General features: G+C 68.0%; 23 protein-coding genes. 18 read left to right on the forward strand and 5 right to left on the reverse strand.

The annotated features are described in order from the left end of the window. Positions 1–52: 52 nt before the first annotated feature. Positions 53–541, reverse strand: coding sequence for a MarR family winged helix-turn-helix transcriptional regulator (locus L1Z78_RS10765; RefSeq protein WP_234641480.1), 489 nt, complete (start codon positions 539–541; stop codon positions 53–55). Continuing rightward, positions 538–1,455 carry an alpha/beta hydrolase gene (locus tag L1Z78_RS10770; protein ID WP_234641481.1) on the reverse strand — a complete coding sequence of 306 codons (918 nt, stop codon included), beginning with the start codon at positions 1,453–1,455 and terminating at the stop codon, positions 538–540. The genes L1Z78_RS10765 and L1Z78_RS10770 overlap by 4 nt, the downstream gene beginning before the upstream one ends. A 169-nt stretch (positions 1,456–1,624) precedes the next feature. On the opposite strand from L1Z78_RS10770, the gene L1Z78_RS10775 reads away from it, so the two are divergent. The 5 genes from L1Z78_RS10775 to L1Z78_RS10795 all read left to right on the forward strand — a co-directional run bounded on the left by L1Z78_RS10775 (position 1,625) and on the right by L1Z78_RS10795 (position 6,237). Beyond that, positions 1,625–2,788 carry an ABC transporter substrate-binding protein gene (locus L1Z78_RS10775; protein ID WP_234641482.1) on the forward strand — a complete coding sequence of 388 codons (1,164 nt, stop codon included), beginning with the start codon at positions 1,625–1,627 and terminating at the stop codon, positions 2,786–2,788. Positions 2,789–2,899: 111 nt separating this feature from the next. Next, a complete protein-coding gene (locus L1Z78_RS10780; RefSeq protein ID WP_234641483.1) occupies positions 2,900–3,820 on the forward strand; it encodes a branched-chain amino acid ABC transporter permease in 921 nt (306 codons plus the stop codon). Position 3,821: 1 nt separating this feature from the next. Next, positions 3,822–4,760 (forward strand): branched-chain amino acid ABC transporter permease, encoded by a 939-nt coding sequence (locus L1Z78_RS10785; protein ID WP_234641484.1) that lies wholly within the window; start codon positions 3,822–3,824, stop codon positions 4,758–4,760. Next, positions 4,757–5,533, forward strand: a complete 777-nt coding sequence (locus L1Z78_RS10790) for an ABC transporter ATP-binding protein (RefSeq protein WP_234641485.1) — start codon at positions 4,757–4,759, stop codon at positions 5,531–5,533. Before L1Z78_RS10785 ends, L1Z78_RS10790 begins: the two co-directional genes overlap by 4 nt. After that, the gene (locus tag L1Z78_RS10795) at positions 5,533–6,237 is read left to right on the forward strand and encodes an ABC transporter ATP-binding protein (protein ID WP_234641486.1); all 705 of its coding nucleotides are present in this window, start codon (positions 5,533–5,535) and stop codon (positions 6,235–6,237) included. Before L1Z78_RS10790 ends, L1Z78_RS10795 begins: the two co-directional genes overlap by 1 nt. A 12-nt stretch (positions 6,238–6,249) precedes the next feature. Here L1Z78_RS10795 and L1Z78_RS10800 read toward each other — a convergent pair whose 3' ends face one another. Further along, positions 6,250–6,468: a DUF7661 family protein gene (locus tag L1Z78_RS10800; RefSeq protein WP_234641487.1), complete on the reverse strand. Its 219-nt coding sequence runs from the start codon at positions 6,466–6,468 to the stop codon at positions 6,250–6,252. Positions 6,469–6,647: 179 nt separating this feature from the next. Here L1Z78_RS10800 and L1Z78_RS10805 point away from each other — a divergent pair, with 179 nt between their 5' ends. From L1Z78_RS10805 to L1Z78_RS10835, 7 genes are read left to right on the forward strand one after another with little or no spacing between them, the layout of a single operon-like run. Further along, positions 6,648–8,996 carry a bifunctional salicylyl-CoA 5-hydroxylase/oxidoreductase gene (locus tag L1Z78_RS10805; protein WP_234641488.1) on the forward strand — a complete coding sequence of 783 codons (2,349 nt, stop codon included), beginning with the start codon at positions 6,648–6,650 and terminating at the stop codon, positions 8,994–8,996. After that, positions 8,993–9,778: an SDR family NAD(P)-dependent oxidoreductase gene (locus L1Z78_RS10810; protein ID WP_234641489.1), complete on the forward strand. Its 786-nt coding sequence runs from the start codon at positions 8,993–8,995 to the stop codon at positions 9,776–9,778. Before L1Z78_RS10805 ends, L1Z78_RS10810 begins: the two co-directional genes overlap by 4 nt. Before the next feature lie 30 nt (positions 9,779–9,808). Next, the gene (locus L1Z78_RS10815) at positions 9,809–10,666 is read left to right on the forward strand and encodes an enoyl-CoA hydratase family protein (RefSeq protein ID WP_234641490.1); all 858 of its coding nucleotides are present in this window, start codon (positions 9,809–9,811) and stop codon (positions 10,664–10,666) included. Position 10,667: 1 nt separating this feature from the next. Further along, positions 10,668–11,837: an acyl-CoA dehydrogenase family protein gene (locus L1Z78_RS10820; RefSeq protein WP_234641491.1), complete on the forward strand. Its 1,170-nt coding sequence runs from the start codon at positions 10,668–10,670 to the stop codon at positions 11,835–11,837. A gap of 38 nt (positions 11,838–11,875) precedes the next feature. Then, entirely contained in the window at positions 11,876–13,516 is a 1,641-nt protein-coding gene (locus tag L1Z78_RS10825; protein ID WP_234641492.1) for an AMP-binding protein, read from the forward strand. A 9-nt stretch (positions 13,517–13,525) separates the two neighbouring features. Then, positions 13,526–13,978 (forward strand): acyl-CoA thioesterase, encoded by a 453-nt coding sequence (locus L1Z78_RS10830; RefSeq protein ID WP_234641493.1) that lies wholly within the window; start codon positions 13,526–13,528, stop codon positions 13,976–13,978. A gap of 5 nt (positions 13,979–13,983) precedes the next feature. Beyond that, positions 13,984–14,388 carry a RidA family protein gene (locus L1Z78_RS10835; RefSeq protein ID WP_234641494.1) on the forward strand — a complete coding sequence of 135 codons (405 nt, stop codon included), beginning with the start codon at positions 13,984–13,986 and terminating at the stop codon, positions 14,386–14,388. Positions 14,389–14,463: 75 nt separating this feature from the next. On the opposite strand, the gene L1Z78_RS10840 is transcribed toward L1Z78_RS10835, so the two are convergent. After that, positions 14,464–14,742, reverse strand: a complete 279-nt coding sequence (locus L1Z78_RS10840) for an H-NS family nucleoid-associated regulatory protein (RefSeq protein ID WP_234641495.1) — start codon at positions 14,740–14,742, stop codon at positions 14,464–14,466. Positions 14,743–15,502: 760 nt separating this feature from the next. Here L1Z78_RS10840 and L1Z78_RS10845 point away from each other — a divergent pair. From L1Z78_RS10845 to L1Z78_RS10870, 6 genes are all read left to right on the forward strand, one after another. Next, positions 15,503–16,117, forward strand: coding sequence for a TetR/AcrR family transcriptional regulator (locus tag L1Z78_RS10845; RefSeq protein ID WP_234641496.1), 615 nt, complete (start codon positions 15,503–15,505; stop codon positions 16,115–16,117). 136 nt (positions 16,118–16,253) lie between these two features. Further along, positions 16,254–16,607, forward strand: coding sequence for a hypothetical protein (locus L1Z78_RS10850; RefSeq protein ID WP_234641497.1), 354 nt, complete (start codon positions 16,254–16,256; stop codon positions 16,605–16,607). Between the two features lie 116 nt (positions 16,608–16,723). Further along, positions 16,724–18,919 (forward strand): TonB-dependent siderophore receptor, encoded by a 2,196-nt coding sequence (locus tag L1Z78_RS10855; RefSeq protein WP_234641498.1) that lies wholly within the window; start codon positions 16,724–16,726, stop codon positions 18,917–18,919. Positions 18,920–18,927: 8 nt separating this feature from the next. Next, positions 18,928–19,755 (forward strand): ABC transporter ATP-binding protein, encoded by an 828-nt coding sequence (locus L1Z78_RS10860; protein WP_234641499.1) that lies wholly within the window; start codon positions 18,928–18,930, stop codon positions 19,753–19,755. Further along, positions 19,752–21,179, forward strand: a complete 1,428-nt coding sequence (locus L1Z78_RS10865) for an ABC transporter permease (RefSeq protein ID WP_234641500.1) — start codon at positions 19,752–19,754, stop codon at positions 21,177–21,179. The genes L1Z78_RS10860 and L1Z78_RS10865 overlap by 4 nt, the downstream gene beginning before the upstream one ends. Further along, positions 21,176–22,540: a DUF3526 domain-containing protein gene (locus L1Z78_RS10870; protein ID WP_234641501.1), complete on the forward strand. Its 1,365-nt coding sequence runs from the start codon at positions 21,176–21,178 to the stop codon at positions 22,538–22,540. The genes L1Z78_RS10865 and L1Z78_RS10870 overlap by 4 nt, the downstream gene beginning before the upstream one ends. A 100-nt stretch (positions 22,541–22,640) precedes the next feature. Here L1Z78_RS10870 and L1Z78_RS10875 read toward each other — a convergent pair whose 3' ends face one another. Then, entirely contained in the window at positions 22,641–23,066 is a 426-nt protein-coding gene (locus L1Z78_RS10875; RefSeq protein ID WP_047469392.1) for a Fur family transcriptional regulator, read from the reverse strand. Between the last annotated feature and the right edge of the window lie 226 nt (positions 23,067–23,292).

A 23,292-nucleotide genomic window follows, 5' to 3' on the forward strand; every position in this document is an offset into this window, starting at 1 on the left:
CCCGGGCAGGGCTGCCGCGAGGCAGTTTCAGGGGCGGGCGCGGCCGCCTTGCTCAATCCAAGGGCGCGCGGCTGGCCACCACCTGCTGCTTGAGCTCGCCCAGGGCGCGGTACAAGGCATTGCGGCTGGCCTCGGGCATGTCGCCGAACATGCCCATGATCCAGGCCTCATGCGCCTTGGCCATGCGCGCGAACGTCTTGCGGCCCAGCGGCGTGAGCTGCAGCACCGAACTGCGCCGGTCGGACTCGACCTTGGCGCGCACCACCAGGCCTTCCTTCTCGAGCTGGTCGGCAATGCCGGTGATGTTGCCGTTGGTGACCATCATGTGGCGCGACAACTCCCCCATCTTCATGCCCTCGGGCGCGCGCTGCAACTGGGCCATGAGGTCGAAGCGGGGCAGGGTGGTGTCGAATTCGGTGCGCAGACGGTTGCGGATCTCGCCCTCTATGAGGGTGGTGCATGTCAGCAGCCGCAGCCACAGGCGCAGGGCCTGGTGGTCGTCGGGCGCGGCGCGGGATTCGAGGTCGGGGGCGTCGGTCATTGCGGGCTCTGCGGTGGGCAAGCGGGCTGCGCCATGGACTGCAGGTCCATTTGCGCGAGGATGGCGCGCGTCAGCGGGCTGGAAGGATCGTTGAGCGTGAGCACGATGTCGAAATGGTTGGTTCCCGGCATGGCCACATACTGTCCCGGGTAGCCGTGTGCGCGCCAGGCGGCCAGGTAGTCATCGCTTTGGCGCTTGAATTCGTCGGTCTCGCTGGCCCCGTAGCTCACGATCAGCGGGCAGCCCGCGCCCGGCGGCAGCAGGGCGGGGCTGTTGCGCAGCGCGTCCTGCGCATCCATGCGCATCCATTCGTTGATGTGGGTGTGCACCAGGGGGCGCAGATCGAACAGGCCCGACAATGGCGCGGCGCCGCGTACCACATCCTCGGGCACGCCATAGGCCGCATGCCATCCGCCGGCCAGCAGCATGCCGGCCAGGTGGCCGCCCGCCGAACTGCCGCAGATGTGGATGCGGCGCGGATCGCCGCCGTAACGTGCGATGTGGGCATGCGCCCAGGCCAGGGCGCGGCGGGTCTGGTCCACGATGCGGTCCAGCGTCACGGCAGGGGCCAGCGAGTAATTGAAGGCCACGACCACGGCGCCGGCGCGCGTGAAGGCGGGCGCCATGCTGCTGGAGTCGTCCTTGGACAGCAGCCGCCAGTAGCCGCCGTGGATGAAGACGAAGACCGGCGCGCCCGTGGCCGGCGCCGTGCCTTCGGCGGCGGGGAAGATGTCCAGCAATTCGTCGGCATGCGGGCCGTAGGGCACGTCCAGCGCGCAGGGCAGGCTGTGGCGCGCGGCGCGGCTCTCGTCGGCATAGGCCTGGATGATGGGCGTGATGTCGGGCACCGTCGCACGGGCGTTGTACTGGACATCGAGTCCGGCGCGGTCATATTGGCGGTAGAGTGCGGGCATGGATTCTCTGGTGCGGCAGGCATTGGTACAAGTCCTAGACTTGTTCCGCAAAATACTTTAAACCTAAACTATGCCGCACGCCATCCCCTCCCGCCTCCGGCGCGGGATGCCTTCCCGGCACACCTTCATCGATTGCCATCCGCGCGGCCCGCGCAAGGAGCACTGCAGCATGCGTTTCGTCACCACCCTCGTGGCCGCCGCCGTCCTGTCGCCGGCATTTGCCACGGCCGACACCATCAAGGTCGGCATCGCCAACGACATCTCGGGCCCGTTCTCGGCGCTGGGGGCCGAGGCCCGCGACGGCTTCAACCTCGCCATCAAGCAGCTCGGCGGCAAGCTGGGCGGCCAGCCGGCCGAGTTCCTGCAGACCGACATGGGCGGCAATCCCGACCAGGCGCGCCAGCTGGTCACGCGCTACATCCAGCGCGACAAGGTCGATTTCTTCACGGGGCCCATCGGCTCCAACGTGGCCCTGGCCGTGGGGCCGGCACTGTTCGGCGCCAAGGTGCCGTACCTGTCGAACAACCCCGGCCCCAGCCAGTTCGCGGGCGCGCAGTGCAATGCGTTCTGGTTCGGCACCTCCTACCAGAACGATGCCTTCCACGAGGCGGCCGGCAAGCTGGCGGCCGATCGCGGCTTCAAGAAGATGTTCATCATGGCGCCCGACTATCCGGCCGGCAAGGATGCGCTGACCGGCTTCAAGCGCGGCTACAAGACCGCGCCCGGCGAGGAGGTCTACACCAAGCTGGGCCAGATCGACTACGCGGCCGAGCTGGCCCAGATCCGCGCGGCCAGGCCCGATGCGGTCTACATCTTCCTGCCGGGCGGCATGGGCATCAACTTCGTCAAGCAGTTCGTGTCCACGGGCCTGTCGCAAAGCGTCAAGCTGATCGGCCCGGGCTTTTCGGCCGACGAGGACGTGATCCAGGCCGTGGGCGAGCCCATGCTGGGCATGGTCAACACGGCGCAGTGGGCGCATGACCTGGACGTGCCGCAGAACAAGGCCTTCGTCGAGGCCTTCCGCAAGGAGTACAAGGGCCGCAACCCCTCGGTCTACGCGGCCCAGGCCTATGACGTGATCATGGCCATGGACGCGGCCGTCAAGCAGGCCGGCGGCAAGGCCTCGGACCGCCAGGCCATCGTCCGTGCGCTGGAAAAAGCCGACTACGCCTCGGTGCGCGGCCCCTTCACCTACGGCAAGAACCACTATCCCATCCAGGCCTACTACCAGCGCGTGATCGAGAAGGACGCCAGCGGCCGCATCACCAACAAGCTGGTGGGCAAGGTCTTCGACAAGTACCAGGACGTCTACGTCAACGACTGCAAGATGTGACGCAGGCCGCTGCGCCCGGGCGGGCGCGGCGGGCCTGGTGCGTGATTTTCCAAGCCGGATGATTGGTTGACCGCGCGCGGGCCACTGCGCCTGCGGCAGGGAGGCGTGTGGATGACGTGGACGCTGCTCTTGGAGCAATTGCTCAACGGCCTGCAGTTCGGGCTGATGCTGTTTCTGATCGCCGCCGGGCTGACCCTGGTGTTCGGCATCATGGACATCATGAACCTGGCCCATGGCTCGCTGTACATGGCGGGCGCCTATGTGGCGGCCGAGACCCTGCAGCGCACGGGCTCGTTCACGGCGGCCGTGCTGGTGGCGGCCGTGGCCACGGGCGTGGCGGGCGTGGTGCTGGAGTGGGTGCTGATCCGGCGGCTGGCCGTGCGCGACCACCTGGCCCAGGTGCTGGGCAGCTATGCCGTGATCCTGATCGCCAATGACCTGGTCAAGATGGTCTGGGGGCCGGCGCCCGTGATGCTGAACATGCCGGCCGCGCTGTCCGGGCCCGTGCAGCTGCTGCCCGATCTCATGTACCCGGCCTACCGGCTGATGATCATCGTCTTCGGCCTGGCCGCCGCGCTGGGCCTGTACCTGTTCGTCACGCGCACCCGGGCTGGCGTGCTGGTGCGGGCCGGCGCCTCCAACCGCCAGATGGCCACGCTGATGGGCGTGCGCGTGCCGCTGCTGTTCCTGGGCGTGTTCACGCTGGGGGCCATGCTGGCGGCGGTGGCGGGAGCGCTGCTGGGGCCCATCACCTCGGTGCAGGTGGGCATGGGCGAGGACATCCTCATCCTCGTGCTGGTGTGCATCGTGATCGGCGGCATCGGCTCCATCCGTGGCGCCCTGGTCGGCGCCCTGCTGGTGGGCATGGTGGACACGGCGGGGCGGGCCTTCCTGCCCATGCTGCTGCGCCAGGTGTTCTCGCCGGCCGTGGCCTCCAGCGTGGGGCCTACGCTGGCGGCGATCTCCATCTACGTGCTGATGGCGGCGGTGCTGGTGTACCGTCCTTCGGGCCTTTTCCCCGCGCGAGGCTGAGATGGTGCGACGCAATCTTCTCTGGAGCGCGCTCGCGCTGCTGGCCCTGGCCCTGTTCCCCCTGGTCGCACCGGCGCTGGGGCTGGATTTCTACATCTCCTTCGTGCGCCGCGTGCTGATCTATGCGCTGGCCGCCACCAGCCTGAACCTGATCCTGGGCTATGGCGGCATGGTGGCGCTGGGGCATGCGGCCTTCTTCGGCGCGGGCGCCTATGCCGTGGGCATCCTGGCCATGCACGGCGTGACCTCGGCCCTGGTGGCCTGGCCGGCCGCCGCGCTGCTGGCCGGGCTGCTGGCGGCCGTCACGGGCGCCATTTCGCTGCGCACGCGCGGCGTGTACTTCATCATGATCACGCTGGCCTTCGCGCAGATGCTGTTCTACATCTTCATCTCCCTGCGCCAGTACGGCGGCGAGGACGGGCTGAACCTGCCCGGCCATTCCGTGCTGCCGGGGCTGGACCTGGGCCATGACGCCACGTTCTACTACGTGGTGCTGGCGCTGTTCGCCGTGCTGATGGCCCTGTTCGGGCGGCTGGTCCAGTCGCGCTTCGGCAAGGCGCTGCAGGGCGTGCGCGAGAATGAATCGCGCATGGAGTCCATGGGCTACCCGGTCTACCGGCTCAAGCTCGTGGCCCTCATGCTCGGCGGCGCCGTGGCGGGGCTGGCCGGTGCGCTGCTGGCCAACCACAACCTGTTCATCTCGCCCAGCCTCATGCACTGGACCCAGTCGGCCAACCTGCTGATCATGGTGCTGGTGGGCGGCATCGGCCTGCGCTGGGGCGGCGTGGCCGGCGCGGTGGTGATGCTGGTGCTGGAGGAGGTGCTGCGCATGTGGACCGAGTACTGGCACCTGCCGCTGGGCCTGCTGCTGCTGTGCGTGGTGTTCGGCGCGCCGCGCGGCCTGGTGGGGCTGTGGCCCGCGCGCGGGAGGCAGGCATGAGCGGGGCAGCACCCTTCACGCCGGCCCTGGAGGCCAGGGGGCTGGTGAGGCGCTTCGGGGCGCTGCTGGCCACGGACCATGTCTCGCTGTCGCTGGCGCCCGGCGAGATCCATGCGCTGATCGGCCCCAATGGCGCGGGCAAGTCCACGCTGATCCACCTGCTGTCGGGCACGCTGGCGGCCGATGCGGGCACGCTGGCGCTGTCGGGTCGCGACGTGACGGCGCTCAGCGCCCACCAGCGCGTGGCAGCCGGCCTGTCGCGGTCCTTCCAGATCACCAACATCTTCAAGCAGTCCAGCGTGCTGGACAACCTGGTGCTGGCCGTGCAGGCGCATGCGGGCAGCAGTTTCCACTTCTGGCGGCCGCGCGCGGCCGAGACCGCGCTGTACGAGCAGGCCCGCGCGCTGGCGTGCGAATGCGCCATCGATGCCGGCCTGCTGGAGCGCCCGGCCGGCACGCTGCCGCACGGCGAGCAGCGCAAGCTGGAGTTCGCGCTGGCCCTGGCCGCGCGGCCCGGCGTGCTGCTGCTGGACGAGCCCATGGCCGGCATGGGGCCGGACGAGACGCTGCGCCTGACCGAGCTGATCGAGTCGCTGCGCGGGCGCGCGGCCATGCTGCTGGTGGAACACGACATGCAGGCCGTGTTCCGCCTGGCCGACCGTATCTCGGTGCTGGTCTACGGCCGCATCATCGCCACGGGCACGCCCGACGAGATACGCGCCAATGCCGAGGTGCGCCAGGCCTACCTGGGTGATGAAGAGGAGGGCGCGTGATGCTGCAATTGAAGGCGGTGCAAAGCGGCTACGGACCCAGCCAGGTGCTGTTCGGCGTGGACCTGGAGATAGCGGCCGGCCAGGTCGTCACCCTGCTGGGGCGCAATGGCATGGGCAAGACCACGCTGCTGCGCACGCTGCTGGGCCAGTTGCCGCTGCGCGGCGGCAGCATGGTGTTTGCAGGGCAGGACATTGCAGGCTGGGAGACAGACCGCATCGCCCGCGCGGGCATGGCCATCGTGCCCGAAGGGCGCCAGTGCTTTCCCAACCTCACGGTGCGCGAGCACCTGACGGCCTTCGTGGCCCGGCGCAACCCGGGCATGGGCGAGCCCTGGACGCCGGAGCGCGTGTTCGCGCTGTTCCCGCGCCTGGGCGAGCGTGCCGGCAACATGGGCAACCAGCTGTCGGGCGGAGAGCAGCAGATGCTGGCCATCGGCCGCGCGCTGGTCACCAACCCGCGCCTGCTGATCCTGGATGAGGCCACCGAGGGCCTGGCCCCGCGCATCCGCGAGGAGATCTGGTCCTGCCTGGCCCGGCTGCGCGCGGCGGGGCAGACCATCCTGGTCATCGACAAGTACGTGGAACGCCTGCTGGGCCTGGCCGACCGCCACATCATCCTGGAGCGCGGCAAGGCCGTGTGGAGCGGCGACTCGGCCGCGCTGGATGCGGACCGAGGGCTGTGGGAGCGGTACCTGGGCGTCTGAGCCCGGCGGGCTTCAGGGGATCTCGAAGATCTCCCGGTCCGACGCGGCGGCGCTCTCGTGGTAGATGTCGTACAGGTACTGCGCCAGCTCGGCGTGGCCGATATCGGCGGGGATGGCCAGCAGGGCCGGGGCGCGCTTGCCGTCGGCGCCCACGTTGAAGCAGCGCCACTGGCTGTCCGCACGCTCGATGGCGATGATGCGGCCGAAGACATTGAAGCGGTATTTTTCCAAGGCGACTCTCCTGGCGATCCGGCATCCTACCGTTTGTCGGGGGCATATGCGTGTTCTCCCTAGGTCATGGGAGGCGCTTCCCCTATATATTTGAAGTCTAAACTATTCAGGCTTAAAGAGATTGGCCTGGATCCTGGACCTGGGGCGCCATCCGCCCCCCCGAGACAAGGGTTTGCGGTATGAAGATCGTTTGCATAGGCGGCGGCCCCGCCGGCCTGTATTTCGGCCTGCTGATGAAGCTGCAGGATCCTGCCAACGAGGTCACGGTGGTGGAACGCAACCGCCCCTACGACACCTTCGGCTGGGGCGTGGTGTTCTCCGACGCCACCATGGACAACCTGCGCGAGGCCGATCCGGTCTCGGCCCGCACCATCGGCGATGCCTTCAACCACTGGGACGACATAGCCATCCATTTCAAGGGCCGCAGCCTGCGCAGCAGCGGCCACGGCTTCATCGGCATCGGCCGCAAGAAGCTGCTCAACATCCTGCAGGCGCGCTGCGAGGACGTGGGCGTGAAGCTGGTGTTCGAGAACTTCGTGCAGGACGACCAGGCGATTGCGCGCGAGTACGGCGCCGACCTGGTGATCGCCTCGGACGGCATCAACAGCCAGGTGCGCACCCGCTATGCCGATACCTTCCGCCCCGACATCGACCAGCGCCGCTGCCGCTTCGTGTGGCTGGGCACGACCAAGGTCTTCGATGCCTTCACCTTCGCCTTCGTGCAGACCGAGCACGGCTGGTTCCAGGCCCATGCCTACCGCTACGAGGACGGCATGTCCACCTTCATCGTGGAGACGCCCGAGGAGACCTGGCAGGCGGCCGGCATAGAGCAGATGAGCCAGGAAGAGGGCATCGCCTACTGCGAGAGGCTGTTCGCGCCCTGGCTGGACGGCCATGCCCTGGTCAGCAATGCCTCGCACTTGCGCGGCTCGGCCATCTGGATCCGGTTTCCGCGCGTGATCTGCAATACCTGGGTGCACTGGAACCGGATCGAATCGGCCCAGGGCGCACGCAGCGTGCCTGTGGTGCTGATGGGCGATGCGGCGCACACGGCGCATTTCTCCATCGGCTCGGGCACCAAGCTGGCGCTGGAGGATGCCATCGAGCTGGCGCGCAGCCTGAAAGCCACGCAGGGCATCGAAGCCGGCCTGCAGCACTATGAGCAGGTGCGCAGCGTCGAGGTGCTCAAGATCCAGAACGCCGCGCGCAATTCCACGGAGTGGTTCGAGAACGTGCGGCGCTACGCGGGGCTGGAGCCCGAGCAGTTCGCCTATTCGCTGCTGACGCGTTCGCAGCGCATCTCGCACGAGAACCTGCGTCTGCGCGATGCGCACTGGCTCGAAGGCTTCGAGCGCTGGATCGCGGAGCACGCGGGCCGCAGCGTGCCCGCGGGCGAGCGGCCGCCGCTGCCCATGCTCACGCCCTACCAGGCGCGCGGCGTGCGGCTCAAGAACCGCATCATGGTCTCGCCCATGGCCATGTATTCCTGCACCGACGGCGTGCCGGGCGACTTCCACCTGGTGCACCTGGGCGCGCGCGCCATGGGCGGTGCGGGGCTGGTGATGGTGGAGATGACCTGCGTGTCGCCCGAGGGCCGCATCACGCCCGGCTGCCCCGGGCTGTGGGACGATGCCCAGGGCCGGGCATTCCAGCGCATCGTGGATTTCGTGCACGGCCACAGCGATGCGCGCATCGGCGTGCAGCTGGGCCATGCGGGGCGCAAGGGCTCGACCCAGCTGGGCTGGCAGAAGATCGACCATCCGCTGGAGCAGGGCAACTGGCCGCTGCTGTCGGCCTCGGCACTGCCCTACATCGACGGTCTGTCCCAGGTGCCCCATGCCATGACCCGCGCCGACATGGACACGGTGCGCGAGCAGTTCGTGGCGGCCACGCGCCGTGCCGTGGCGGCGGGCTTCGACTGGCTGGAGCTGCACTGCGCCCACGGCTACCTGCTGTCCAGCTTCATCTCGCCGCTGACCAACCAGCGCGAAGACGAATACGGCGGCAGCCTGGACAATCGCCTGCGCTTTCCGCTGGAGGTGTTCCATGCCGTGCGCGCGGCATGGCCCGAGGACCAGCCCATGTCGGTGCGCATCTCGGCCCATGACTGGGTGGAAGGCGGCATCACGCCCGACGACGCGGTGGAGATCGCGCGCCGCTTCAAGGCGGCCGGCGCGGACATGATCGACTGCTCCTCGGGCCAGGTCAGCAAGCAGGAAAAGCCGGTCTACGGCCGCATGTTCCAGACCCCGTTCGCCGACCGCGTGCGCAACGAGGCCGGCATACCGACGATTGCCGTGGGTGCCATCTTCGAGGCCGACCACGCCAACGCCATCATCGCCTCGGGCCGCGCCGACCTGTGCGCGCTGGCCCGTCCCCACCTGGCCGACGCGGCCTGGACGCTGCGCGAGGCCGCCCGCGTCGGGGCCCGCGACGTGGGCTGGCCGCGCCAGTACCTGGCCGGCAAGCGCCAGCTGGAGACCAATTTCGAACGTGCCGCAGCCATGGCACAACTGGACGCCAAATGAACCTGCCCACCCAACCTCTGGACGGTCGCCACGCCCTGGTGACGGGCGGCGCGCGCGGCATCGGCCTGGCCTGCGCGCGGGCGCTGCTGGCGCGCGGCGCGCGGGTCACGCTGCTGGGCCGCGATGGCGCGGCGCTGGAAGCTGCCGTGGCGGAGCTGGGCGGCACGGTGCAGTCCGTGCAGGCCGACATCGCCGACGAAGCCTCGGTGCGCCAGGCCTTCGCGCAGGCCGAGGCGGGCTTCGGCCCGGTGCAGGTGCTGGTCAACAACGCGGGCCAGGCCAGCAGCCAGAAGTTCGAGCGCACCGACGCCGCGCTGTGGCAGTCCATGCTGGCCGTCAACCTCACGGGCACATTCCACTGCATGCAGGCCGCGCTGCCGGGCATGCAGGCCGCCGGCTGGGGCCGCATCATCAACGTGGCCAGCACGGCGGGGCTGATCGGCTATGCCTATGTCAGCGCCTACTGCGCGGCCAAGCATGGCGTGATCGGCCTGACGCGCGCGCTGGCGCTGGAGATGGCGGGCAAGGGCATCACCGTCAACGCGGTCTGCCCCGGCTATACCGAGACCGACATCGTGCGCGGCGCCGTGGCCAACATCGTGGACAAGACCGGCATGACGGCCGAAGAGGCCCGCGCCAAGCTGGCCGAACGCAATCCCCAGGGCCGCCTGGTCCAGCCCGGGGAGGTCGCCGAGACCGTGGCCTGGCTGGCGCTGCCGGCCTCGGCCTCGGTCAACGGCCAGGCCATTGCCGTCGACGGCGGCGAAGTCATGACGGGCTGAGCCCCAACCCTTTTGAATGGAGACGACACCATGAGCACCCCGCCCGAAGAGCACAGCATGCAGCACCACAAGCGGCCCCTGGCCGGCTACCAGGCCCGGACCTTCCTGTGGCAGGTCTCGGCCGATGGCAAGGTCGCCACCATCACGCTGAACCGGCCCGAGCGCAAGAACCCGCTGACCTTCGGCTCCTATGCCGAGCTGCGCGACCTGTTCCGCGCCCTGGTCTATGCCACCGACATCAAGGCCGTGGTGGTCACGGGTGCGGGCGGCAATTTCTGCTCGGGCGGCGATGTGCACGAGATCATCGGGCCGCTCACGAAGATGAGCATGCCCGAGCTGCTGGACTTCACGCGCATGACGGGCGACCTCGTCAAGGCCATGCGCGCCTGCCCCCAGCCCATCGTGGCCGCCGTGGACGGCATCTGCGCGGGCGCGGGCGCCATGGTGGCGCTGGCCGCCGACATGCGCCTGGGCACGGCCGCCGCGCGCACGGCCTTCCTGTTCACCCGCGTGGGCCTGGCCGGCGCCGACATGGGCGCCTGCACGCTGCTGCCGCGCATGATCGGCCAGGGCCGCGCCTCCGAGCTGCTGTACACGGGCCGCGCCATGACGGGCGAGGAGGGCGCCGCCTGGGGCTTCTTCAACGCCCTGCACAGCCCGGAGCAGGTCGTCGATGCCGCCCACACGCTGGCCGCGCAGCTGGCCGCCGGCCCCACCTTCGCCCATGGCGTGACCAAGAAGCTGCTGCACCAGGAATGGAACATGGGCGTGGACGAGGCCATCGAGGCCGAGGCCGAGGCCCAGGCCATCTGCATGCAGACGCGCGACTTCCACCGCGCCTACGAGGCCTTCGTGGCGAAGCAGAAACCCGTGTTCGAGGGGAATTGACATGCGTGATTCCACCTGGCTGGACTGGCCCTTCTTCGACGACGCCCACCGCACGCTGGCCCATGAGGCCGATGCCTGGTGCGCGCAATCCCTGGGCGACGTGGACCACCACGATGCCGATGCGGCCTGCCGCCAACTGGTCAAGGCCCTGGGCCAGGCAGGCTGGCTGCGCTATGCCGTGCCTGCGGGCCCGGATGGCTCCTGGGGCGGGGCGCTGCCCGAGGTGGATTCGCGCGCCCTCTGCATCCTGCGCGAGACCCTGGCCCGCCACGAGGGCCTGGCCGACTTCGCCTTCGCCATGCAGGGCCTGGGCAGCGGCGCCATCTCGCTGATGGGGTCGGACGCGCTGCGCCAGCGCTACCTGCCGCGCGTGGCGCGCGGCGAGGCCATCGCGGCCTTCGCGCTGTCCGAACCCGATGCCGGCTCCGACGTGGCCGCCATGGCCTGCGAGGCGCGGCTGGAGGGCGACCATTACGTGCTCGACGGCAGCAAGACCTGGATCTCCAACGGCGGCATCGCCGACTTCTACTGCGTGTTCGCCCGCACGGGCGAGGCGCCGGGCGCGCGCGGCATCAGCGCCTTCGTGGTCGATGCCGACACGCCGGGCTTTTCCATCGGCGAGCGCATCGCCCTCATCGCGCCGCATCCGCTGGCCACCCTCCGCTTCGAGCAGTGCCGGATTCCCGTGTCGCAGCGCCTGGGCGAGCCGGGCCAGGGCTTCAAGCTGGCCATGATGACGCTGGACATCTTCCGCGCCTCGGTGGCCGCCGCCGCGCTGGGCTTCGCGCGCCGCGCGCTGGACGAGGGCCTGGCGCGGGCGAAGTCGCGCCGCATGTTCGGCCAGACCCTGGGCGACCTGCAGCTGACCCAGGCCGCGCTGGGCGACATGGACACGGCCATCGACGCCTCGGCCCTGCTGACCTACCGCGCCGCCTGGATGCGCGACGTAAAGAAGACGCGCACCACGCGCGAGGCGGCCATGGCCAAGATGACGGCCACCGAATCGGCCCAGGCCGTGATCGACCGCGCGCTGCAGATGTTCGGCGGCGCGGGCGTGGTTTCGGGCATGCCCGTGGAGACGCTGTACCGCGAGATCCGCGCGCTGCGCATCTACGAAGGCGCCACCGAGGTGCAGAAACTCATCATCGCGCGCGAGCTGCTCAAGGCCTGAAGCAGCGCACCCCTCAACGCCAGAACCGGGACCTTCGCATGCACGCCTCCGCCCACATCGATACCTTCGCGCGGGACAACCTGCCGCCGCCCGAGCAATGGCCCGAGTTCCTGCTGGACGGGCCGGACGTGGCCTACCCCGAACGCCTGAACTGCGCGGCCGAGCTGGTCGATGCCATGGTGGCGCGCGGCCACGGCCGGCGCGTGGCCCTGCGCTGGCGCGATGGCCAGCGGCAGGCCGCCATGACCTATGGCGAACTGCAGGCGCTGACCAACCGCATTGCCCATGTCCTGGCCGAGGACCTGGGCCTGGTGCCCGGCAACCGCGTGCTGCTGCGCGGCCCCAACAACCCCATGATGGCGGCGTCCTGGCTGGCGGCCATCAAGGCAGGGCTGGTGACGGTGCCCACCATGCCGCTGCTGCGCGCCAAGGAACTGCGCCAGATCATCGACAAGGCCCGGGTCCAGGCCGTGCTGTGCGATGCGCGCCTCGGCGACGAAGTGCAGCTGTGCCTGCAGCCGGGCCACGAGCACCACTGCCCGGAGCTTTCGCGCGTGCTGTACTTCAACGACACGGCGCCCGATGCGCTGGATGCCCTGGCCGCCGCCAAGCCTGACCGCTTCGACTGCTGCGACACCGCGGCCGACGACGTCTGCCTGATCGCCTTCACCAGCGGCACCACGGGTGCACCCAAGGGCTGCATGCATTTCCACCGCGACGTGCTGGCCATGTGCGACCTGTTCCCGCGCCATGTGATCCGGCCGGGGCCGGACGACATCTTCTGCGGCACGCCGCCGCTGGCCTTCACCTTCGGCCTGGGCGGGCTGCTGTGCTTTCCGCTGCGCGTGGGCGCCAGCACCGTGCTGGCCGAAAAGCTCACGCCAGAAGGCCTGCTGCAACTGGTCCAGGATTTCCACGCCACCATCGTGTTCACGGCGCCCACCTTCTACCGCCAGATGGCGGCACTGACCGGGCGCTTTGATCTGTCGTCGCTCCAGAAAAGCGTGTCGGCCGGCGAAGCCCTGCCCGATGCCACGCGCCAGCTGTGGAAGCAGGCCACGGGCATCGAGATGATCGACGGCATCGGCGGCACGGAGCTGATCCATGTCTTCGTGTCCAGCCCGCCCGAGCAGGTGCGTGCCGGCGCCATCGGCAAGGTCGTGCCCGGCTACGTGGCCGAGGTGGTCGATGACGAGATGCGCCCCGTGCCCGACGGCACGCCCGGGCGACTGGCCATCAAGGGCCCCACGGGCTGCCGCTACCTGGCCGATGAGCGCCAGAAGCGCTTCGTGCAGCAGGGCTGGAACCTGCCCGGCGACACCTTCGTGCGCGATGCCGACGGCTACTTCTTCTACCAGGCGCGCAACGACGACATGATCATCTCGGCCGGCTACAACATCGCCGGCCCCGAAGTGGAGGATGCCTTGCTGCGCCACGAGGCCGTGGCCGAATGCGGCGTGATCGGCGTGCCCGACGAGGAGCGCGGCCAGGTGGTCAAGGCCTTCGTGGTGCTCAAGCCCGGCTTTGCCGCAGGCGACGCGCTGGCGGCCACGCTGCAGGCCTTCGTCAAGTCCGTCATCGCGCCCTACAAATACCCGCGCGCCATCGTCTTCGTGCCGGCCTTGCCGCGCACCGAGACCGGCAAGCTGCAGCGCTTCGTGCTGCGCAAGATGGAGTGAGGCCGGGGCATGGCAGCCGCATTCGAGAGCCAGGTGCAGGTGCTGTTCCGCCACTGCGATCCGGCGGGCATCGTCTTTTATCCACGCTATTTCGAGATGGTCAACGACCTGGTCGAGCAGTGGTTCGACCAGGCAATGGGCCTGTCATTCCATACGCTGCATGTGCAGCGCCGCATCGGCACGCCCACGGTCTCGGTGCAGTGCGACTTCACGGCGCCCAGTCGCTGGAATGAAACGCTGCGCCAGGTCCTTGCGGTGCAGCGCATCGGCGGCGCATCGTTCCGGTTCAACGTGCGCTTTGAAGGACCTGGCGGCCAACTGCGGCTGTCGGCGTGCCTGACCATCGTCACCATGGACCTGGACCGCATGAAGGCCGTGCCATTGCCGGCGGATCTGCGCGAACGGCTTGCCGCCTATCTCGTGCCCCAGGAAGAATTCACGGATTCCCAGAGAACAGGATGAACACAATGAAGATTCTGCAACCCCCGGATTGGCTGGCGCCGCGCGGCTACGCCAATGGCATCCTGACCGAGATGACGGTCGGCTCGCGCCTGGTGTTCGTCGGCGGGCAGATCGGATGGAATGGCCAGCAGCAATTCGAATCCGACGACCTGGCCGACCAGGTGCGACAGGCGCTGGCCAACATCGTCGCGGTCCTGGCCGAAGGCGGCGCGCGGCCCGAACACATCGTGCGCATGACCTGGTATGTGACCGACAAGAGGGAATACGTGGCCGCCTATCCCGCCATAGGGCGGCATTACCGCGAGCTGATCGGGCGGCATTTCCCGGCCATGACGGCCGTGGAGGTGGCGGATCTGGTGGAAGACCGGGCCAAGGTGGAGATCGAGGTCACGGCCGTGGTGCCAGGGTGACGGTTGCGGCGCGGACGTGTGAAACCACGCATGTGCGCACGCCTTGCGAGCGCGCACATGCGTGCGCCGGGATTCTCACTGGATCTCGAACAGCGAGCGGTCCTTGCCCAGGATCCAGTTCGGCGGCTTGCCACGGCCGGTCCAGGTCTTGCCGGTCTCGGGATCCTGGTACTTCGCGGGTGCGCTCTTCTTGCCATCCGGCTTCCAGGGGAAGACCTGCTGCGCCGTGAAGCCGAACTCCTTGACCAGTTGCTGCACCGAGGCCAGGGCCGCCTTGGACTCCAGCTTGCGGGCCTCGTCGATCTGCTGGTCGAGCAACTTTTTCTGGGCAATCAGCTCTTGGTATGTAGTCATCTTGATAGAAGAATTTTTAAGTGCGGCTATCTGAAAAAACTGCGGCGCAGGAACAGGGACTCAGGACTCTTTTCAGAATGGTCGAAGTTGGTGCATGCGCAGTAAGAGGTAAGGAAGCAATCATAAGTACAAGTACTTAGGATATGGGATCTCCTGCGGGTGTAGAGATCTTTTCCAGAGCCAGGGCATTTTTCCGAGGCGAGCCGCATTATATCCAGCGCCATCTTGATTACAGGGACTTTACAAAAGCTGTTGCGGCATTGTTACATTTGAAGCGCTTCGTTGTAGGCGCTCCCTTCCCTGGAGATGACGTGTTGTCATCCCTGTTTTGAGCGAGGTCAGCCGCTGGCCGACCCCGCTGAGGCCCCGTTTTTCCGTCGAAGTTCTTTTTTTTATTTCATCAATCGAGATTTTTTATTAATTCATTAAATGAATAGATATTGATGCCGCGATTGCATCGAATCCTCGCCATATCGTGCCGATGCCGGGTTGAGTGGGTGATTGCCGAACTCGTAGGGTGGCATTCAATCGGGCCTATGTGAAGAATGTATCTTCTCAATTTTTCCTATCGATAGGATGAACTGCCGCGATGTCCACGCATGCCATGGGTTCATCGGAACTTCGCGATATTGAAGCGGAATCGGCGAATCCGGGCAATCGCCTGTCACGGGGATGGCGTGCCGCCCGGCGGGCGCTGGATGGGCCCGCCAATCACAGCCTGTTAGGATCACCGCACTACAACGATCCACCCCTGGCAGACATGGCAAGAAGGCAGACCGGCGCCCACGGCGTCAACGACACCCGCGAAACCCTGCTCAAGCTTGCGGCCCGCACCTTCGGGGAGCAGGGCTACTCCGCCACCACGATGCGCAACATCGCGGAGCAGGCGGGGATCGAGGCCGCCAGCATCTACTACCACTTCGCCTCCAAGGAGGAACTGGTGGACGAGGTGATGGAGCAGGGCGGGGCACGCATCATCAGCCAGCAGAATGAGCGGCTGGACGCCCTGGGCGAGGACGCCACGGCCGAGCAGCGCTTTCGTGCCGCGGTACTCGGCCAGATGGAGGGGCTGGTCAGGCACGGGGACTTCGCCCTGGCCCATGGCAGGCTGCTGGGGCAACTGCCCGACAAGGTGCGCGAGCGCCATCTCAAACGCCGGGAGCGCCACCAGAAGTTCTGGAGCGGCCTGCTGGAGGGTTTGCGCGAGCAGGGGCGGCTGCGTGCCGATGCGGACATCCGTCTGGCGCGGATCATGATCCTGGGCAGCATCAATTCCGTGCAGTCATGGTTCAACCCGCGCAAGGGCTCGCTGGAGAAGGTGGCGGACCAGATCTGCGACATGTTCTTCCGGGGCGTGGGACCCGCAGATAAATAGGCGCAAGGCTGAGAGTCGCCAATCGGCCTGTCACATGCAGGTGGCATATTCCCGCGCTGCTGTCCCGGACTGCGCAGAAAATGGCGGCGGGTTGTTAATGAGATTTAACTGTCAATAGTAAGATCGCCTTCTTCTTATGCGTCTGCTTGTTTTGCGCCTGCTATTGCTGGCCGTGTTCTTCAACACGGCCATTGGCATGCCCCTGCACGGTGCAACGCATATCCGGCAGGCGGCGGCAGTGCCCGGCCAGGCGCTTGCCGGCCTGAACGGCTGCGAGGACAAGGCGCCGGCCGGTGAAACAGCGGAAGCCGCGGAAGCCGTCTGCGTCTGGTGCATGGGCCATGCACCGCATGCGGTGGCAGTGCTGCCGCACCCGGGCCTGCCACTGGCCGTGGCCGCAGCGCCGCACAGGGTGCCGCCGCGCACCATGGCCGGCGCCATCCCTGCGCAGAACCGCTGGGCCTTTGCATCGCGCGACCCGCCGCGCTGAATCCGCAAGCACCTATTACTTCCCTGCCGCCAGTGCCCTTTAGGGCTGGCGGCCTCTCCGTGTTTGCGCGCGCCGGCTTCTGATGCCGGCGGCATGCGCCCGTGCCCGTTTTCATCATGACTGCCTTCTCCATCCTCGCGAAGCCGCTTCCCGGCCTTCGCCCGCTGCCGCTTGCCCTGAGCGCTGCCGCTTTCTTCTCCACGCCCGCGCTGGCCCAGGGCCAGGCACAACCTGCGGCATCCGTGCCGTCGGCGCCGTCGTCCCAGGAGCAGACCCTGCTGCCTGCCGTGGAAGTCGTGGGCCGCACGGCCTCGGGCGCCTATCACACCGATGAGGCGGCAGGCGCCAAGACCGACCTGCCGCTGCGCGAGCTGCCGCAGTCGGTGCGCGTGATCACGCGCCAGGCCATGGACGACCTGGGAGCCACCAAGCTTGACGATGTGCTGGACTATGTGGGCGGCGTCTCGCGCCAGAACAACTTTGGCGGCCTGTGGGACAACATCGTCATTCGCGGCCTGCCCGGCGATCAGAACGTGGGCATGGCCACCTTGTTCAACGGCTTTTCCTCGGGGCGCGGCTTCAACGCGCCGCGTGATCTGGCCGGCGTGGAGCGCATCGAGTTCCTCAAGGGCACGGCCGCTGCGCTCTACGGCAGCAGCGAGCCGGGCGGCACGCTGAACGTCGTCTCCAAGCGTCCGCTGTGGACGCCTTCGCATTCCGTGGAAGCCTATGCGGGCAGCTACGGGCTGCGGCGCGGCGCGCTCGACAGCACGGGACCGATTGGCGAGAACTTTGCCTACCGGCTCAACATCGCTGTGGAGGACCGCGACAGCTTCCGCGACTTCGTGGGCGCCGGCCGCCAGGTGATTGCGCCGGCCTTCACCTGGAAGCTGGGGCGCGATACGGTGCTGGAGTACTCGGGCGAGCTGCTGCGCCACAAGACGCCGCTGGACCGTGGCGTGGCGGCCGTGGGCGACCGCCTGGGCGCCATCTCGCGCAGCCGCTTCCTGGGCGACCCGCGCGATGGCGATGTGACGGTGGAAAACCGCACGCACCAGTTCATCCTCTCGCATGAGTGGAGCGCGCAGTGGCGCAGCCGCCTGGGCCTGTCCTACCGCGAGACCTCGATCAACGGCTTTTCCACCGAACCCCATGCGCTGCTGGCCAATGGTGACCTGACGCGCCAGCGGCGTTTCCGCGACTACCAGTCCGACGACATCGCCGTGCAGGCCGAGCTGCAGGGCACGGTGAAAACGGGCACCGTCGAACACGAGCTGCTGCTGGGTCTGGAGAGCTTTCGCTTCGACATGGATACGGTGATGCTGCGCGCCAACCCCACGGCGGCCAATCCCTATGCCATCAATATCTACAACCCCGTCTACGGCGGCACGCAGCCCGTGCCCACGGCCAATACCGATACCTTCGAGCGCCAGCGCAACACGGCCTTCTACCTGCAGGACGCCATCAAGCTCTCGCCCCAGTGGCGCGTGGTGGCCGGCCTGCGCATGGACCGCTATGACCAGTCGCTGCACAACCGCCGCACGGGCGCGACCACGCAGCAGGACCCGACCTCGACCTCGCCACGCCTGGGCCTGAGCTGGCTGCCGCTGCCGCAATGGACCTTCTATGCCAACGTGGGCCGCTCGTTCCGGCCCAACGTGGGCGTCGATGTGGCCGGCGCGGGCTTCAGTCCCGAATCCGGCCGCTCCTTGGAGCTGGGCGCCAAGTGGGAAAGCGCCGACCGGCGCATGGGCGCCACGGCCGCGATGTTCGACATCCGCAAGCGCAACGTGCTGACGGCCGACCCGGGCAACGCCGGCTACTCGGTCTCGGCCGGCGAGATCCGCAGCCGGGGCCTGGAGTTCGACTTTGCCGGCCAGGTCACGCAGCGCTGGCGCCTGAATGCGAGCCTGGTGCTCAACGGCGTGGAGATCTCCCGCGACAACACGCTGGAAGTGGGCGGGCGCCTGCTCAACGTGCCCAAGGTCAACGGCAGCGTGCTGGCTGTCTACGAGAACGCCTTCTCCAACGGCCAGCGCTACGGCATTGGCGGCGGCATCACCCGTGTGGGCAAGCGCCTGGGCCAGGCCCGCACGCAGGCCGAGGCCGATGCGGGCAAGGCGGCCTTCGATCTGCCCGGCTACACCACCGCCAAGCTGGTGGCCCACTGGCGCATCAGCCCCACGCTGCGCCTGACGCTGGACGTGGACAACCTCTTTGACAAGACCTACTACACCAGCTCGTACAGCCGGCTGTGGGTAACGCCGGGCACCGCTCGCACCGTCACCGTAGGCCTTCAAGCAAAGTTCTGAGCCCCGCCATGCATCCATTCCTTCCTGTTTCTTCCAACCCCACTTCCGCCTCCACGCCCGTGCTCCAAGCGCTGGGCGCCGTGGTGGACTATGGCGAGCGCACCATCCTCCAGGGTCTGGACCTGGCCGTGCATGCCGGCGAGATCTATGCGCTGCTGGGCGCCAACGGCGCGGGCAAGACCACCACGCTGAGCCTGTTCCTGGGCTTTGTGCGGCCGCGCAGCGGCCAGGTGCGCGTGCAGGGCGTGGACCCGGTGACGGCTGCCGCGCAGGCGCGCGGCCTGATCGCCTATATCCCAGAGAACGTGGCGCTGTACGAGCACCTGAGCGCGCGCGAGAACATGGCCTATCTGCTGGACCTGGCGGGCCAGCCGGCCAGCAGGGATGCCATCGGCCAGGCCTTGTCCGCTGCAGGGCTGGATGCGGCCGCGCATGACCGGCGTGTCTCGGGCTTTTCCAAGGGCATGCGGCAGAAGGTGGCGATTGCGCTGGCGCTTGCACGCAAGGTGCCGGCACTGCTGCTGGACGAGCCCACTTCGGGCCTGGACCCGCAGGCCACGGCCGAATTCAGCCGGCTGATCACGCAGCTGCGCGGCCAGGGCGTGGCCATTCTCATGGTCACGCACGACCTGCTGGGGGCGGCCGATGTGGCCGACCGCATGGGCTTCATCGCGGGCGGCAGGCTGGTCGAGGAGGTGGCGGCCCGTGGGGAAGAGCGCTTTGACGTGCGGGCACTGCACCGCCACTACGCGGGGACAGGTACGGGTGCGAGTGCGAGTGCAGACGCAAACGCGGACGCAGACGCAGACGCAGGCGTGCAGGGGGCAGCGGCATGAGCACGGCCTTGACCATTGCACGCGAGGAATGGCGCCTGCTCCTGCGCGACCGCGTGGCCGTGCCGGGCATGGTGCTGTGGCTGCTGCTCGGTGCTACTGCCGCCTTCACGGCCTGGGACCAGCGCAGCGCGGCCCAGGCCCAGCGCGAACGCCACCAGTCGCAGGTAGACCACGAGTTCGAGGCCCAGCCCGACCGACATCCGCACCGCATGGTGCATTACGGCCATTTCGTGTTCCGCCCGCTCAATCCGCTGGCGGCCTTCGATGCGGGCATAGACGCCTACACCGGCCACACGCTGTTTCTCGAAGGCCACCGCCAGAACAGCGCCAACTTCGGCGATGTGCGCCAGTCGTCGCTGCTGCTGCGCTTCGGCCAGCTCACGCCGGCCTTTGTGCTGCAGGTGCTTGCTCCGCTGCTGCTGATCTTCGTGGGCCATGCCTGCATCGCGCGAGAGCGCGAGGCCGGCACCTTGCGCGTGCTGCTGGCCCAGGGCGTGGGCATGCGGCAGTTCGTGGCCGGCAAGCTGCTGGCGCTCACGGGCGTGGCGGCCCTGGTGCTGCTGCCCGCCTTGCTGGCCCTGGCCTGGATGGCGGTGGCCACGCCCGTGCCCATCAGCCTGGTGGCCGCGCTGGCGGCTGGCCATGTGCTGTGGCTGCTGCTGTGGGCCGTGGGCATCACCGCGGTCTCGGCCTTCATGCGGCGCGGGCGCGATGCCTTGCTGGCCCTGCTGGCCGCCTGGGCCATTGGCGTGGTGCTGGTGCCCCGGCTGGCGCCGGAGCTGGTGGGCGCGGCCCTGGCATTGCCCACGCGCTTCGAGACCGACATCGCCACGGCGCGCGAGCTGGCGGCGCTGGGCGACAGCCACAATCCCGACGATCCGTACTTCGCCGCCTTTCGCGCCAAAGTGCTTGCGCAGTACGGCGTGTCGCGTGTGGAGGATCTGCCCGTCAACTACAAGGGTCTGGTCGGCATGGAGGGCGAGCGGCTGACCAGCGAGCTCTTCAGGCGCCATGCCGAGGCCAGCTTCGATCTGCAGGCCCTGCAACTGCGCAGCGCCGACGGCCTTGCCCTGGTCAGCCCCTTGATTGCGCTGCGCCGCCTGTCCATGGCCGTGGCCGGCACCGACCTGCAAGGCTATCGGCGCTTTCTGGAGCAGGCCGAGCAGCATCGCTACCGCATGGTGCAGGCGCTCAACCAGCTGCAGGTGGACAAGCTCAGCTACGCGGGTGACCGTTCCAGCCGAGACAACCGCATCAGCCACGAGCACTGGCGCGGCGTCTCCGACTTCCATCACGAGCCCGATCCGCCGCTGGCTGCCTTGGGCCGCGCGGCACCCGCAGCCTGCGTGCTGCTGGGATGGTTGGCGGTGCTGGCGGCCGCCTTGCTGGTGGCCACGCAACGTCTGGGGAGGGTGGTGCGATGAGCTGGCTACGGCATGAATGGCGTCTTCTGACGCGCTCGCGCCTGGCGCTGTGCGCCCTGGCCCTGCTGTTGTCGCTGTCCACGCTGGCCGTGCTGTCGGGCCTGCGCGAGATCTCGTCGCAGCGCCAGACCCTGGACCGTCTGGCCCAAATGCAGCAGCAGGAAATGGCGGCCCAGGCAGGCCGGCATGCACAGTCCGGCGATGCGGGCTCGGTGGCCTACTACGGCTTTCACAGCACCTGGGATGCACCGTCGTCCACGGCCTTTCTCGCCCTGGGCCTGCGCGATGCCGCGCCCTATGTGCTGCGCGTGCGTGCCCTGGCGCTGCAGGCGCAGCTCCATGAAGGCGAGAGATTCAACCCCGAACTGGCGCTGGCGGGCCGCTTCGACTTCGCCTTTGTGCTGGTCTACCTGGCGCCGCTGTTCCTGATTGCACTGCTCTACGACCTGGTCTCGGGCGAGCGCGAATCGGGGCGCCTGGGCACGCTTCAGGCCATGCCCGGCAGCGGGCGCCGGCTGTGGCTGCGCCGTGCGGGCCTGCGTTCGGTGCTGTTGCTGGCATGCCTGGCGCTGCCGGCCCTGGCAGGGGCATTGGCCAGCGGTGCGCAGGCGGGCGCCATCGCCTCCGTGCTGCTGAGCGCCACGGCCTATGTGGCCTTCTGGAGCGGGCTGTGCCTGGTGGTCGCCACGCTGGGCGGCAGTTCGGTGGCCAACGCCATGGCCCTCATGGGCTGCTGGGCCGTGCTGACCCTGGTGCTGCCCACGCTGGCCAATGCCGCGCTGTCGCGCGCCGTGCCCGTGAGCCAGGGCGTGGAGCTGATGCTGGCCCAGCGCCAGACCGTGCATGGTGCCTGGGACTTGCCGCGCGAGCAGACCATGGAGCGCTTCTTCCGCAACCACCCCGAATGGCGCAACACCGCACCGCTGCCTGCGGGTTTTCACTGGAAGTGGTACTACGCCTTCCAGCAGCTTGGTGATGAAAGCGTCGCCCCCCAGTTCGCCGCCTATCGGGAAGGCCTGCAGGCGCGCCAGGCCTGGACCGGGCGCCTGGGCTGGCTGCTGCCCGGCGTGGGCGTGCAGGCCGCATTGCACCGCCAGGGCGGCACCGACCTGCTGGCGCAGCTGGCCTACCAGGACGACATTGCCGCCTTCCATGCGCGGCTGCGGACCTTCTTCTATCCCTATCTGTTCGAGGACCGTCCATTCGGCGCAAAGGACTTTGCAGCGCAGCCGGTCTTCACGGCCAGTCCGCGCCATGCGCCCCAGACCTGGGGTCAGGTGGCGATGCTCTGGGCGGTGGCTGCGCTGGCCTTGCTGGCCGGGGGCGTTGCCGCAGGCCGCGTGCGGCCGGGAAGGCGCTGAGGCAGCGGACCGGGGGAAAAGAAACAGCCATGGCGCAGGGAAGGCCTGCGCCATGGCTGTCGGCTTGCGGATGCCTGGGCCTGAGACCCGGGGCTCGCCGCTACTGCACGTTCTGGTGGCAGTCGCTGCAAACGCCGTACATCGTCATCTCATGGCGCTCCACCACAAAGCCTTCGGGCACGATGCGCTGCATGTCGCCAAGGCAACCGGGCACGTTGAACACGCGGTTGCAGCTCATGCAGCGGAAATGGTGGTGATGGGCGCGGCCGCTGAGTTCGTAGCGCGTGGCCTCGCCGGGCAGGTCCACGGCCTGCACCTCGCCGGCTTCCATCAATTGCTTGATGTTGCGGTACACCGTGGCCAGACCGATGGCCGGCACCTCGCGCTGCGCTGCGCCCAGGATTTCAGCGGGGAGCAGGGGGCGCCCGGCCTCTTCCATGACCGTGCGTATCGAACTGCGCTGGCGGGTCGAGCGTTCCATTGGCCTGAACAAGCGCTCCACGATGGGCTGAGTGTGTCTAGTCATGGTAGTTCCGTTATTTACTATAACAATCTCGAAGCGATTAATCAGTGTTCACGAACGCTCACAGTCGCAATGGAACTGTGCCTGCCTGTAGCTCCATGCAAGCATGGGGATGCAATCCCCGCAACGGTTCTTTTCTTCAAAGAGAAAAAATCACATTGGACGGACAACAGGTATTCCATTCTTGCGGTTTTGCGCGAGTATATGTCGTGAGCATTCGATGGACCTT

It is taken from the genome of Delftia tsuruhatensis (genome assembly GCF_903815225.1).
Classification (GTDB): Bacteria; Pseudomonadota; Gammaproteobacteria; order Burkholderiales; family Burkholderiaceae_C; genus Comamonas; species Comamonas tsuruhatensis_A.

Excerpts from the sequence above, each read along its gene's own strand:
- L1Z78_RS10765 (WP_234641480.1), bottom strand. The coding sequence starts at position 541 with ATGACCGACGCCCCCGACCTCGAATCCCGCGCCGCGCCCGACGACCAC.
- L1Z78_RS10770 (WP_234641481.1), bottom strand. The coding sequence starts at position 1,455 with ATGCCCGCACTCTACCGCCAATATGACCGCGCCGGACTCGATGTCCAG.
- L1Z78_RS10775 (WP_234641482.1), top strand. The coding sequence starts at position 1,625 with ATGCGTTTCGTCACCACCCTCGTGGCCGCCGCCGTCCTGTCGCCGGCA.
- L1Z78_RS10780 (WP_234641483.1), top strand. The coding sequence starts at position 2,900 with ATGACGTGGACGCTGCTCTTGGAGCAATTGCTCAACGGCCTGCAGTTC.
- L1Z78_RS10785 (WP_234641484.1), top strand. The coding sequence starts at position 3,822 with ATGGTGCGACGCAATCTTCTCTGGAGCGCGCTCGCGCTGCTGGCCCTG.
- L1Z78_RS10790 (WP_234641485.1), top strand. The coding sequence starts at position 4,757 with ATGAGCGGGGCAGCACCCTTCACGCCGGCCCTGGAGGCCAGGGGGCTG.
- L1Z78_RS10795 (WP_234641486.1), top strand. The coding sequence starts at position 5,533 with ATGCTGCAATTGAAGGCGGTGCAAAGCGGCTACGGACCCAGCCAGGTG.
- L1Z78_RS10805 (WP_234641488.1), top strand. The coding sequence starts at position 6,648 with ATGAAGATCGTTTGCATAGGCGGCGGCCCCGCCGGCCTGTATTTCGGC.
- L1Z78_RS10810 (WP_234641489.1), top strand. The coding sequence starts at position 8,993 with ATGAACCTGCCCACCCAACCTCTGGACGGTCGCCACGCCCTGGTGACG.
- L1Z78_RS10815 (WP_234641490.1), top strand. The coding sequence starts at position 9,809 with ATGAGCACCCCGCCCGAAGAGCACAGCATGCAGCACCACAAGCGGCCC.
- L1Z78_RS10820 (WP_234641491.1), top strand. The coding sequence starts at position 10,668 with ATGCGTGATTCCACCTGGCTGGACTGGCCCTTCTTCGACGACGCCCAC.
- L1Z78_RS10825 (WP_234641492.1), top strand. The coding sequence starts at position 11,876 with ATGCACGCCTCCGCCCACATCGATACCTTCGCGCGGGACAACCTGCCG.
- L1Z78_RS10830 (WP_234641493.1), top strand. The coding sequence starts at position 13,526 with ATGGCAGCCGCATTCGAGAGCCAGGTGCAGGTGCTGTTCCGCCACTGC.
- L1Z78_RS10835 (WP_234641494.1), top strand. The coding sequence starts at position 13,984 with ATGAAGATTCTGCAACCCCCGGATTGGCTGGCGCCGCGCGGCTACGCC.
- L1Z78_RS10840 (WP_234641495.1), bottom strand. The coding sequence starts at position 14,742 with ATGACTACATACCAAGAGCTGATTGCCCAGAAAAAGTTGCTCGACCAG.
- L1Z78_RS10845 (WP_234641496.1), top strand. The coding sequence starts at position 15,503 with ATGGCAAGAAGGCAGACCGGCGCCCACGGCGTCAACGACACCCGCGAA.
- L1Z78_RS10850 (WP_234641497.1), top strand. The coding sequence starts at position 16,254 with ATGCGTCTGCTTGTTTTGCGCCTGCTATTGCTGGCCGTGTTCTTCAAC.
- L1Z78_RS10855 (WP_234641498.1), top strand. The coding sequence starts at position 16,724 with ATGACTGCCTTCTCCATCCTCGCGAAGCCGCTTCCCGGCCTTCGCCCG.
- L1Z78_RS10860 (WP_234641499.1), top strand. The coding sequence starts at position 18,928 with ATGCATCCATTCCTTCCTGTTTCTTCCAACCCCACTTCCGCCTCCACG.
- L1Z78_RS10865 (WP_234641500.1), top strand. The coding sequence starts at position 19,752 with ATGAGCACGGCCTTGACCATTGCACGCGAGGAATGGCGCCTGCTCCTG.
- L1Z78_RS10870 (WP_234641501.1), top strand. The coding sequence starts at position 21,176 with ATGAGCTGGCTACGGCATGAATGGCGTCTTCTGACGCGCTCGCGCCTG.
- L1Z78_RS10875 (WP_047469392.1), bottom strand. The coding sequence starts at position 23,066 with ATGACTAGACACACTCAGCCCATCGTGGAGCGCTTGTTCAGGCCAATG.